Genomic DNA, 12562 nt, shown 5'->3' on the forward strand with positions numbered 1-12562 from the left:
CGGAGTTCCGTAAATGCGCAACCCCCTTTTCGGCAACCGCTCTGCACACGCAGCGATCTCTTTCCTCCTGGCTCTTTTTTTTGGTGGAATTATTGCCTACTCCCAGGTCAGCACGGCCAGCGTTGGAGGCACGATCACGGACCCGTCTGGTGCCCTGGTTCCAGACGCCCAGGTCGTTTTGAAGAGCGATGCAACCGGGCTCGAACGCAAGGGAGGAACGAATTCGGATGGCGCTTACTCCTTCGATTTTGTGCCGATCGGCGAATACAGTCTTGAAGTAACCGCGCCTGGCTTTCAGGGGCAGCGCAAGACGAAGATAACCCTGAATACCGCGGACAAGGATCGGCTCGACTTTCAGCTGACTCTGTCCTCGGACACGATGATCGTCCAAGTCTCGGCGGATTCCGTTACGCTCGATACAACCTCGCCGCAACAGGTCTTCAATTTGAGCAGCACGGCGATCACTGAACTGCCGGTATCTCGCCAGGATTGGACCTCTGTTCTACAACTCGGCGCAGGTATCACCACGAATGGCGGCGGTCCTTCGCCTGCTGGCGCTTCCCTTTCCATCAACGGATTACCGCCTGCCGGCTTCAATCTCACGGTGGACGGTACAAATGCTACTTCCGATCCGGAGACGCCTGCGTTTGGCTTCTACCAGGGCCCCAATATCATCAACACGATCAACAACGACGCGATCGCCGAAGTCAGCATCGTCAAGGGCATCGCGCCCGCGACGGTTGGTGGCACTATGTCGGGAAATGTAAACATCGTCACGAAGTCCGGAACGAACCAATTTCACGGCAGCTTATATGAAATCAATGAAACCAGCGCCCTCGATGCCCGAAACCAATTCCTTACGTTTAAGCCTCGTCTGACTTTCAATGAGTTTGGAGGATCAATCGGCGGACCCATTTTCCCCAAGAAAATCTTTGGCTTTGGAAGCTATGAAGGCGCGCGAATTTCCGCATTTCAGGCGGTCTCTGCAACAGTGCCAACGCCTTATCTGAAGAGCATTGCGCCTCAGTATGCAAACGTTCTCAATGCGTATCCCACAATCGCACAACCGGCTGATCCGACCGCGATCAGCGCGCAATATTTTGGCGTGGGAGCTTTGAAGCAGAGCGACGGGAATGGTGCAGCCCGTATCGACTACAACCCGAATGAAAATAACCTCATTTACGTTCGTTACATTCGTGCGCGTCCCTTCAAGATCAATCCAGATGCGATCAGCATCAATGCTCGCACCACGACGGGACACGCGGATGCGATCAACGCCGGATATACCCACTCAGGCCACAACTGGACCTCCCTCACGCGGTTCGGCTCCAATCGCATCCGCCTGCAGCGTCTTGACGGTGGATTCAGCAGTGATCTCGAAGAGCTCGTCGTGGGTGGAATCGACTCGGAGGGTTCGGAACAGTTTGTGAAGAGTGGTCACTTCTATTCCTTCGAACAGCAGTTTGCTAGAACCCTCGGCAAACACTCGCTTACGACAGGTTTCATTTTGCAATGGCAAAACGCTGGACGTACCGACTTCAACACAGCGACGCTAAAGTACGGTTCCACCTCTGACTTCGTGAGAAATCTTCCGAATCAGGCGGTCATCACATTTGATCTGAGCCCGTTCAATCTTCGTTCCTATCAGTACGGTGGGTTCGTGCAGGATGACTACAAGATCACCTCTGATCTCACCCTGAATCTTGGCGTCCGCTATGACTACTTCACGATCCCCAAAGAGAATAGCGGACGAGTCTTCAATCGTGGAGTGGATCCAGCCAACCCACAGCTGGGACCTGGCTTCGGTGCATATCTACCGGCAAACTCAATGTATAGCGGCGACTACAATAATTTTCAGCCTCGAGTCGGTTTCACATTGGCACCTGGCGGCGCGAAGAACACAGTGTTACGCGGCGGCGCTGGCGTCTTCGTGAGCCCACACCCGATCTTCGGCGGTCCGATCGAAGAAGTTCAGGACTCGGCAAGCACACCATTCCGTATCACGTTGACCGGAGCGCAGGCGACGAACTCCGGCCTCAAATATCCTCTGCCGCGTGCAAGCTACAAGGATGCGCTGGCGGACTTACAGGCCCGCGGGATTGTATCTACACAGGTAGTCAACACGGCAATCAACAGCAACTTCCCCAATCCGTATAGCTTGCAATGGATGCTGGGTATGGAACAGACTCTACCGTTTTCGCATCGGCTCGAAATCGATTACGTAGGCAATCGCGCCTCGAAACTGAATATGACGGAGACCAGAAATCTGCCGAACAGGACCACCGGCATTTTGCCCGCACCTAACTTTCCGCAGTTCCGCTATTACTATGCGGGCGATGCAAGCAACTACAACGGATTACAGGTTCAACTCATTAAGGCTCCCTGGCATGGACTCAGCTATGGAGCATCGTATGCCTGGTCACGCAATATGTCCTTTGCCGACGCCAATCTTCTGCTGCAGACAAACCCTCAAGACAATGACAACATAAAGGCCGATTACGGACGCACCCCGTTTGACGTACGCCAGAGATTTCATAGCAACTTTCTTTGGGTACCGGACATAGCCGGGATCATGGGAATGCACTCCCGCCGATCCAAATTGCTTCTGGATGGCTGGCAGATTGCCGGAATCGTGAGTGCTGAAACAGGAACGCCGGTCGTCGTCCGGAACTCCAATTCCTCGTATCCTTCAGACCGTCCCGATGTCGTCAATGGAGTTAGCCCATATCTCTCCAACTCACGCAGCACGAGACTGTATTTGAATGCGGGGGCATTCGCTGCCGTGCCAATTTCGCCACTCAGTCTTGCGCAGGTTCGGGGTGGAAATCTTCGTCGCAACGAAATCTCGAATCCTGGTCTAATAACGTTCGATGCGACTCTTGGGAAAACCTTCGACTTTACAGAAACTCTGAAGTTTCAACTGAAGGCCAGCGCCTTCAACGCATTCAATCACACAAACTATAGCGGCCTGCAAGGCAACGTAGCTTCTTCACAATTTGGACAACTGACGACAGCAACACCGAGAACAGTGCAGCTTACGGGTCGACTCACCTTCTAAAGCTTCAATACTTGGACCGTTCCGATAATAATCGGAACGGTCCAGCATTTTGGCCGACGGCAAGCGAAGCTTCTGCAGCTGCCGAAAAGAAACTTGACCTACTCGAGATCGCCGCCGAATTATGGCAAAGTTTCGCGCAGTGCGGCGAAGATCATGCGCACCAAATCGTTCGATGCCAATTTGTGCTGTCGACAGTTGCACGACCAATCGCGCCGCCCATTCATTCAAGCTGCCCCAGCCACCTTGCGGCCCTTATACGCGGAGCGAAACAGCTTTCCTTCCACCAATGCTGCTGCTGTGCGTCCTCAGCAAAGAGAACAGCTCATCAAGCGCCTTCATATAGCTGCTGCGAGCATTCGGCGATGTGAAAAAGCAATTACCGCCAAGTGTTCTGACAGATCATGGAATAAAATGCAGTCGACGCGAATTCAAGAGTTTTGTCAATATGCAACCTGCGATGACAGCTATAATAGAGAGGAGGAATTCTGTGCTTTCTACTTCGATCGATTCGTACCGGCCGATGAAAGTAATCGCATCCAGTGCCGACCTTCCATGGGAGGGGTTCGTTGTCGAAAAGAGCATCAGCTCTCCCGGAATTCTGGTTCCGACGTCTTTGGATAAGCATTCTATTTGGCAGATGGTGGGCCCTCTCTCGGCCCGTGGCGAACGAAGTACGGGACGTGGTGGCTTTACCTCCTATGCAAAGGTGCCAGGAGATATCACGATCGTGCCTGCAGGGCCCGTCCCCGATGTACGCCTGTTTCCTGCGACGGAGTTGATCTGCTGTACGTTCGATAAGAGCTTCACCGAGGGTATTTCTGGCGAGATGGATCGTCGAGTATCCGATGCCCCTGTATTTAGTCTCTCGGTGCGCGATGCCACCACCACTCGCCTGCTGGACTTACTTACGGAAGAGTTGGAAGCTGGCGCGCAGTCAGGCCAACTGTATGCGGAATCCCTTGCGCAAGCGCTAGCCGTTCGCTTTTTGACAAGCGCCTCCGCTCTGTCCAGGAGACTTCACGCGCGGGTTTCCCCTCTGCCTCCAGCAATACTCCGAAAGGTCAAAGACCTGATAGAAAACAACTTCACTCGGAAATTGTCTCTGAAAACGCTTGCGTCAGAGAGTGGATACAGCAGAGCTCACTTTCTTCGCATGTTTTATGCATCGTGTGGAGTAACCCCGCATGACTATCTGGTAGATCGTCGTCTCAGCCATGCAAAACATCTGCTAAAGCGGGCGCGTTCGCCGATAGCCGCCATTGCGCTGGAATGTGGATTTTCAAGCCAGGCGCACATGACGAGCCTGTTCCGCCAGAAATTGGGAGTTACCCCCGGAGACTTTCGCAGAAGCTCTTAGAGCGACTGAAAATCTACCCAATTCAAGCTGAGTGGCTTACCAAATCGCACTGATCTGAAAACCTGCGCCCTTTTCTGAAATCTCATTTCGTCACCGTTGCTCAAGCATAGAGAGCAAGGAGCGATATGAATAACCAGGATCAGGGAAACGGATCAGAAGTATTTCTTAATAAGGTCAAAGCCAATCAGGCGAATCTGAAATCGAACCTGCGGTCCTCCTACGACTTTATCGTCTGCGGTTCTGGATCCTCTGGTTCGGTAGTCGCCCGCCGACTCGCCGAGATAGAAAACGCCAGTGTCCTGTTGTTAGAAGCGGGTGGCCTCGACGAAATTGCAACGGTCTCGGAACCCAACCAGTGGCCGCTCAATATCGGATCGGAACGCGACTGGGCCTTTGCGGCTCATCCCTCTCGCCATTTGAACGGCAGATCGATGGGACTTCCCATGGGCAAGTTACTTGGTGGTGGGTCAAGTATCAATGCCATGATCTGGTCGCGCGGGCACAAGAGTGATTGGGATTTCTTCGCCGAGGAATCGGGCGATCCATCCTGGAGCTACGAATCCATACTCCGCACGTATCAACGCATCGAAGACTGGCACGGCTCGCCGGATCCGAGTTATCGGGGAACGGGAGGAACCGTGTTCGTACAGCCTGCGCCAGACCCTCACCCGATGGCGCTCGCCATGCTGGTAGGTGCTAAGAGTGTCGGAATCCCTGTCTTCGACAGTCCCAATGGAATCATGGTGGAGGGTGCAGGCGGCAGCTCTATCGTCGATACAAGGATCCGAAACGGAAAGCGTCTCTCCATCTTCCGTACCTATATCTTCCCCTACATGGATCGTCCAAATCTGACGGTCCTTCCGAACACGCTCGTGAGCAAGGTTCTTTTTGAAGGCAAGCGTGCAACGGGCGTCGAGGTCGTTCATGAAGGGAAGACGATCCGCATCGGTGCTGGCCATGAGGTCATTCTGTCGTTGGGAGCCTTCAACACACCAAAGGTGCTGATGCAATCCGGTGTAGGAGATCAAGCGGAACTACAACGGTTTGGTATCCCGCTCGTTCAGCATCTGCCGGGTGTGGGACAAAACTTCCAGGATCACATCGCAGCAAGCTGCATCTGGGAATCTGAGCAGGATATCGTGATGCGCAATAATGGCTGCGAAGCAACGGTCTTCTGGAAGAGTGACCCATCACTTCCTGAACCCGATGTGCAACCCCTTCTGCTGGAGTTTCCTTACCCGAGTCCCGACGTAGCCGGCAGCTATCCACCGCCTCAACGAGGCTGGTCATTATTTGCGACACTTATCCGGCCGAAAAGCACAGGATACATCCGGCTGACAGGACCGGCGCCGTCAGATCCACTGGAAATTCACTCGAATACGTTGGCACATCCTGACGATGTACGAGCGTTGATTCGAAGCGTGGAACTCTGCCGTGAGATCGGCAACTCGGCCGCCCTTCGCCCATTTGCTAAACGCGAAGTCGTCCCAGGAAAGCTCCCAGCAAGCCAAATGGATCAGTTTGTTCGGAATGCCGCCGTGAGCTACTGCCACGAGACCTGCACATCCAAAATGGGGCGAGACGCCATGTCGGTTGTGGACAGCCACTTGAAAGTCTATGGAGTGGAGAATCTTCGCATCGCCGATGGATCGATCATGCCCCGCATAACAACCGGTAACACCATGGCGCCGTGCGTCGTCATCGGAGAACGTGCCGCGGAGATCATCAAGACCAGGCACCGGGCCAGCTCCGAAGCCATATCTGCTGGGATACCCCGATAACTTATCCATAAGTAATGACTGTTCACATGCTCAATGACATGGAAGGAACTTGATGGTAGTCGGTATTGAATCACGTCGCGTCGCTCGCATACGACTACTCACAGGTCCAGCGAGGAATGAGCGATAGACACCAGTCCGCCCACTTATCTCTCCAGAAAATTGGGCGGACAGATCTTTTCGCTTGCTGACGCAATATTGGTTCCCCCATCGCGAGATAAAGACGATCACCTGTAGCCGTTATCTACAGTAGGCGGACATGATGTTTTGAATAACAACAGTCGGGCTAGGAGCTGTCTGGATATGATTTCGAGCGGGTGGCTGCCTCAAGAAATCGCTTACAAAAAATAACTCTTGCCGATCTGGTTGGCCAGGCCGGGAAAGGGCTAATCAGCTTTTTGAGTTGAAATTACAGGAGCGAAGAAATGATCAGCGGAATGCAACGAGCCGCCGACGAGCAGGCAGAAAATAAGGGACGGCGAATCGTTGGACGAGGATCGACGAAGTTGTGGGTTGCCGTTGGGATAGCGGCGACAGTTCTTGTGGGTGCATGGCTCAGGTATGCGCCTGACACAAGTGGAAGATCTGTCGAGGCTCACCCCACCCCATTTCCACAGGTCGTGGTCAGCAAACCGCTCATTCGCGAGTTCAATACACGGATAGGTTTTCTGGGGCAATTTTCAGCGGTAAACCAGATCGAGCTTCGTGCTCAGGTTGGTGGCAAGCTTACAGGAATTTTCTTCAAAGATGGAGATATCGTCCACAGCGGCGATCTTCTCTTCACCATTGAGCCGCGTCAGTATGAGATCAAACTCGCGGAGGCGACCGCTCAACTTGATGTAGCGACAGCTCGCCTCTTGTTGGCGGATCAACAACTTGGTCGCGCCAAAGAGTTGGAGCGTGGCGATGCCGGGACTGTCGAGAACGTCGATCAACGTACATCCGACCAACAAACCGCGCGGGCTTCAGTCGAAGGTGCTAAAGCCTGGGTTCGCGATGCGCAATTCGATCTCGAACATTGCCGGATTAAGGCTCCCTTCACGGGGCGCATCGGTACGCATCTCGTTTCCGTAGGCAATCTCATCTCTGGTAGTCGTACAGCGGCAAGTCCCACAACCTTGTTAGCGACCCTCGTCTCGCTCGACCCCATTCACTTGGATTTCGACATGAGTGAATCCGATTTCCTAGCGTTCTCAAAGCATCGCTCGCTTGCTAAGAACGGCCCTTTGCACGAAAAGATCGACATAAGTTTGGGCAATGAAGACCGATACGCGCGGCAAGGTGTCCTGGACTTCATGGACAACACTCTTGATCGATCAAGTGGCACGATCCATGCCCGAGCTACCGTTAGAAACCCGATCTCTTTATGACACCCGGCCAGTTCGCACGAGTTCGTGTAATCGTCTCCGCTCCTACGCCCAAGCTTCTGGTACCGGACGCAGCAGTGCTGCCTGACCAATCGTTGCGCATCGTCATGACGGTCTCACCAAACGGAATTGTCACGCCAAAGCCGGTCGTAACGGGCGAGATTCGCGACGGGTTACGAGTGATTCAATCGGGACTGACCCCGAACGACCGAGTAGTTATTGACGGACTTTCCTACGCGGTACCTGGAGCGAAAGTTACCACACAGGACGGCGAGATACGCCTCGTCCCCAGCCGAGACTAAGGACGGAGCCAGCAACATGCGCCTGACACATTTCTTTATTGACCGTCCGCGCTTCGCGACGGTGCTCAGTACGTTCATAACATTGATAGGGCTCGGTGCACTCGCCGTTCTGCCGGTCGCGCCATATCCTGAAGTGGTTCCACCAACAGTGCAGGTCACGACAGCTTTCCCGGTGCGTCGGCGGCAACAGTCGCTCTTACGGTAGCGACACCGCTTGAGCAGGAAATCAACGGCGTTGAGAACATGCTCTACCTGAGCAGTCAATCAACGGGAGATGGCAGGCTCACCATCACCGTTACCTTTCGGATTGGCACTGACTTGAACGTGGCACAGATGCTGACCCAGAACCGGGTTCAGGATGTGCTGCCCCGACTGCCGGTAGACGTCCAGAACCTCGGTGTTCAAGTCAGGAAAGCGACGCCCAGCATTCTCCTGGAGATTAGTCTCTTTTCTCCAGACAAGTCGCGGGACACTTTGTACTTATCCAATTACATGACTCTCCATGTGAAGGATGCGCTTGCACGACTGCAGGGCGTCGGCGACGTGCAGTTCCAGGGCGGACGCGAATACGCGATGCGCATCTGGCTTGATCCGGACAAAGTCGCGGCGAATAACCTGACTGCCAATGAGGTGCTCACAGTGCTTCGCGCGCAGAATTTGCAGGTGTCTGCGGGCATTTTGAATCAGCCTCCCTCCCCGGGAGATCAGGCCTATCAGATTAATGTGGAGGCGCTTGGTCGGCTCTCCACACCCGAGCAGTTTGCCTCAATCGTTGTGAAATCGGACGGCCATGGACGGATAACGCGTGTGGGAGATATTGGACGCGTCGAAGTGGGCGCTGCAGATTACGGCTCTACTGCTTTCATAGATCGTTTAAACGCTGCCGCGGTGTTGATGTATGCCGTGCCTGGCGCCAACTCGCTCGCCGTTGACCGAGAAGTGTTGTCTACGATGAAAAATCTGAAAAAAGATTTCCCTCCAGGTGTCGACTACGCGATCGTCTATGATCCCACAATTTTCATCAGTCAATCGATCAAAGAAGTCGTCATAACAATCTTCATTGCCGTTCTGCTCGTTGTCGGCGTGGTCTTCCTGTTTTTGCAGAGTTGGAGAGCGACCATCATTCCAGTGGTTGCCATTCCCGGTATCGCTTGTCGGCACGTTTTCGGTCCTCGCGCTACTTGGAATTTCTATCAACAGCCTATCGTTATTCGGTCTGGTACTTGCGGTCGGTATCGTTGTCGACGACGCGATCGTTGTCGTTGAGAATGTTGAACGCAATATCCAATCCGGAATGTCGCCGCAGGAAGCTGCCCATCGGACGATGGACGAAGTGGGTGGCGCACTTATCTCAATTGCACTCACGCTTTGTGCAGTATTCGTTCCATCAGCTTTTCTGTCGGGTATCTCCGGCCTGTTCTTCCGTCAGTTCGCGGTGACCATCGCTGCATCTACCGTCATCTCCTGTTTTGTATCGCTGACCTTGAGCCCCGCCCTATGCGCCACGCTCTTCAAAGCGCACAACCCGCACTTCGCCTTGCAGGCCGGATTCGTGCAACGCCTGCTTCACAGAGGATTTAACCGTTTCAATCGGAGCTTCGATTGGCTCTCCGTTCGCTACGCGAATTTTACTCGACGTCTAGTCCGCGGAATTGCCATGGTCTTCGTTGTCTATGTCGGTTTGATCGTTGTTGCTGGCGTGGAACTCTTGCATGCGCCGACCGGCTTCATTCCCGAACAAGACCAAGGCTACCTCATCACCATCGTTCAGTTACCGGCCGGAGCAACCCTGGCCCGGACAGAAGCACTCGTCAAAAAAGTGATGGACATTGGTCTGAAGACGCGAGGCGTTGAGCATATCGTGTCTTTCGCAGGCCTTGACGCCATCACATCGACGGTAGCATCGAACTCAGGAACAATCTTCTCCGGCTTGCCTGCACTCTACGATCATTCACTCCCAGGGGTGTCGGCTAACTCTGCGCTGGCTGACTTTCAGAAGCGCCTCTCGGGCATCAAAGAAGCATACGTCCTGACAGTTTTGCCACCTCCGGTGCAGGGGCTTGGTAGCTCCGGTGGATTCAAAATGATGCTGGAGGATCGCGCAGGGCTTGGTCCTGAGGCCCTTGTAAAAGCTGCCAACACACTGGCCGCGGCCGCTAATAAGGACCCTGACTTCGGAGGCGTATTTACGCTGTTCAATGCCGGATCTCCATCCATTTACGCCGACATTGATCGCGTGAAAGCTGAAAAGGTAGGCCTCACACCAACGGACGTGTTTTCAACGCTGCAGGTGTACCTCGGCTCACAATATGTAAACGACTTCAACTATCTCGGCAGAACCTACAGGGTCGTTGCCCAAGCTGATGGGCAATTTCGGCGTACGCCACAAGACATCGCTCGCCTGAAGGCGCGTAATTCCTCTGGCGAGATGGTGCCGATCGGAACAATAGCGCAACTCAAGGACAACACGATTCCTTATCGTGTACCACGGTACAACCTGTATCCGGCTGCTGAGGTTCAAGGAGTCGCGGCGCCGGGCGTGGCGTCCGGGACCGCTCTGGTCCGGATGGAGGAACTTGCACACCAGGTTCTTCCGGCGGGTATCGCCTTCGAATGGACCGAGCTTGCCTACCAGCAACAAGAACGTGGGACGCCGACTTTCATCGTTTTCGGTGCGGCTGCGCTGTGCGTCTTCTTGGTGCTGGTCGCACAGTACGAAAGTTGGAAGTTGCCTCTGGCAATCGTCCTGATCGTTCCAATGTGTCTGCTTGCGTCCGTCACCGGCCTGCTTATCCGCGGTATGCCTATCGACATCCTGGCCCAAATTGGCTTCGTTGTTCTCATTGGCCTGGCAGCGAAGAATGCGATCCTGATTGTTGAGTTCGCGCGTCAGAAGCAAGATCAAAATGGTGCCTCTCCCGGTGAAGCCGCCGTGCATGCAGCACATACGCGTTTGCGCCCGATTCTGATGACCTCCTTCGCATTCATTTTGGGGGTTGCTCCGCTCGCGGTAGCGACGGGAGCAGGTGCGGAAATGCGCCGATCCCTTGGCACGGCGGTGTTGTTCGGAATGTTGGGCGTGACTTGCTTCGGTCTTCTCTTCACGCCGGCCTTCTACACGTTCATCGGAAACCTAAGCCGCAAAGAAGAGAGCAAGAAAGCGGTATGAAAGACACATCTGTGGATGAATGCCGAGGTTACAAGTTGGAAACTACCAATAGCGAAAAGCCGCGATTCAGCCTTACTGTAGTAAGCCTTTTCCTCGCTCCTGGGCGCAACGGGCTGCGCCGTGGGCCCGAAGTATACGAAGCCAAACATCCAGCTTGCTCCGTTTCACAACTTACCTGCGGTCGCCACTCAGAAAACGGCTAAACCGGCACCTCACCTCGAGACCTGGTGGACCGGCTTCGATGATCCGATACTCGTCACAGTCGTTCAACGTGCGCTTGACCAGAATCTTGATCTTGCGGCTGCGTTTGCCCGTGTTCGTCAAGCGCGGGCTGCTGCGGCGGCGGCGGGTGCCCAACTTAAGCCGACAGTCGATCTCGGGGCAACGGGTACAGCTTTACATCAAAGCGTTGTGAATAATTTTGGCTCTGTTGCGAATGGACTTCCAGGTTATAAACGCGACGAACGAGAATATATCTCCGGAGCAGCGGCGAGCTGGGAAATTGACGTTTCAGGCGGGCTGCGCCGCGGGGCAGCCGCGGCGGCTGACGAACTGCAAGCCGCCCAGGCTGAGCAGCTTGGCACCCGAATCACGGTGGCTGCGGAAGCAGCCGATACGTATCTTCAGATTAGGGAATTCCAGGCGCGACTTCTCGTAGCTCAGCAACTCATCGACACCGACACACATCTTCTGGGGTTGGTGAGGATCCGTCGACGCCTGGGAGTTGCAACCGAGCGAGAAACTGCACAAGTTGAGGCGCTTCTCAGGCAAGCCAGATCCACCGTACCTCCTTTGAGGGTCGCTCTTGAAGCACAGCTCAATAGACTGGATGTGCTTATGGCGGCTCAGGCGGGAACCTATGCCGAGGAGCTCTCTAAGCCAAGCGCAATTCCTAGAATTCCTGCAATCGGCGGAGCCGACCAACCTCTCGACGCCCTGCGTCGACGGCCCGATATCATCGCCGCCGAGCGCCGTCTGGCCGCTTCTAACGAACGAATAGGTGTTGCGGTTTCCGACTACTATCCTAAGATTTCACTTTCCGGCGTTCTGGGTTTTGACAGCATTAACGGAGGCATTCTTTTCAATGGGAAGGCTTTTCAGGCTGCCGGGACGGGAGCATTGCGATGGCGACTCTTCGATTTCGGCAAGATTAATGCCGAGGTCGCACAGGCGCGTGGCGCTTATGCTGGCGCGCTTGCAGAGTATCGGCAGGCAGCGTTCAAGGCAACAGAAGATATTGAGAATGCGCTGATGGAACTTGCGCAAACGCAACTTCGCTTAGAAGAACTGCAGGGCGAGGTAGTTTCTCTCACGAGAGTTCGCGACCTTTCGGAGCGGGCCTACAAGTCCGGCGCAATTCCACTGAGTGACGTTCTGGACGCAGATAGTCAACTTCTTGTTGCACGCAATGATGTCGAGAGCATCCGGGCGGAAGCAGCTCGCGCCGCAGTAAGCACCTTCCGCGCACTTGGCGGTGGATGGGACGTGAGCGGGAATCGGAATTTGGTCATACCAGCAGCCAAGCATTGAA

At 54.4% G+C, this 12562-nt stretch carries 7 protein-coding genes and 1 pseudogene; all 8 read left to right on the forward strand.

Features of this window, described 5'->3' with window-relative positions:
- Positions 1 to 13: 13 nt before the first annotated feature.
- The 8 genes and pseudogenes from ACIPR4_RS14050 (at position 14) to ACIPR4_RS14075 (ending at position 12561) form a co-directional block, all read left to right on the forward strand.
- Positions 14 to 3058: a TonB-dependent receptor gene (locus tag ACIPR4_RS14050; RefSeq protein WP_013569329.1), complete on the forward strand. Its 3045-nt coding sequence runs from the start codon at positions 14 to 16 to the stop codon at positions 3056 to 3058.
- A 487-nt stretch (positions 3059 to 3545) separates the two neighbouring features.
- On the forward strand, positions 3546 to 4415 hold the full coding sequence (locus ACIPR4_RS21760; protein ID WP_013569330.1) for a helix-turn-helix domain-containing protein: 870 nt from the start codon (positions 3546 to 3548) through the stop codon (positions 4413 to 4415).
- A 125-nt stretch (positions 4416 to 4540) separates the two neighbouring features.
- Complete coding sequence (locus tag ACIPR4_RS14060; protein ID WP_013569331.1) at positions 4541 to 6196, forward strand: GMC family oxidoreductase; 1656 nt, start codon at positions 4541 to 4543, stop codon at positions 6194 to 6196.
- A gap of 422 nt (positions 6197 to 6618) precedes the next feature.
- Positions 6619 to 7563: an efflux RND transporter periplasmic adaptor subunit gene (locus tag ACIPR4_RS14065; protein WP_222829230.1), complete on the forward strand. Its 945-nt coding sequence runs from the start codon at positions 6619 to 6621 to the stop codon at positions 7561 to 7563.
- Complete coding sequence (locus tag ACIPR4_RS22950) at positions 7560 to 7862, forward strand: efflux RND transporter periplasmic adaptor subunit (protein WP_222829231.1); 303 nt, start codon at positions 7560 to 7562, stop codon at positions 7860 to 7862. The genes ACIPR4_RS14065 and ACIPR4_RS22950 overlap by 4 nt, the downstream gene beginning before the upstream one ends.
- A 16-nt stretch (positions 7863 to 7878) precedes the next feature.
- Positions 7879 to 9128: pseudogene (locus tag ACIPR4_RS22960) on the forward strand (efflux RND transporter permease subunit).
- The gene (locus ACIPR4_RS14070) at positions 9055 to 11031 is read left to right on the forward strand and encodes an efflux RND transporter permease subunit (RefSeq protein WP_245536530.1); all 1977 of its coding nucleotides are present in this window, start codon (positions 9055 to 9057) and stop codon (positions 11029 to 11031) included. The pseudogene ACIPR4_RS22960 and the gene ACIPR4_RS14070 overlap by 74 nt, the downstream one beginning before the upstream one ends.
- A 99-nt stretch (positions 11032 to 11130) precedes the next feature.
- Positions 11131 to 12561: an efflux transporter outer membrane subunit gene (locus ACIPR4_RS14075; RefSeq protein WP_049780937.1), complete on the forward strand. Its 1431-nt coding sequence runs from the start codon at positions 11131 to 11133 to the stop codon at positions 12559 to 12561.
- The last annotated feature ends 1 nt before the right edge of the window (position 12562 follow it).

The sequence above is a fragment of the Terriglobus saanensis SP1PR4 genome (assembly GCF_000179915.2).
GTDB classification, from domain to species: domain Bacteria; phylum Acidobacteriota; class Terriglobia; order Terriglobales; family Acidobacteriaceae; genus Terriglobus; species Terriglobus saanensis.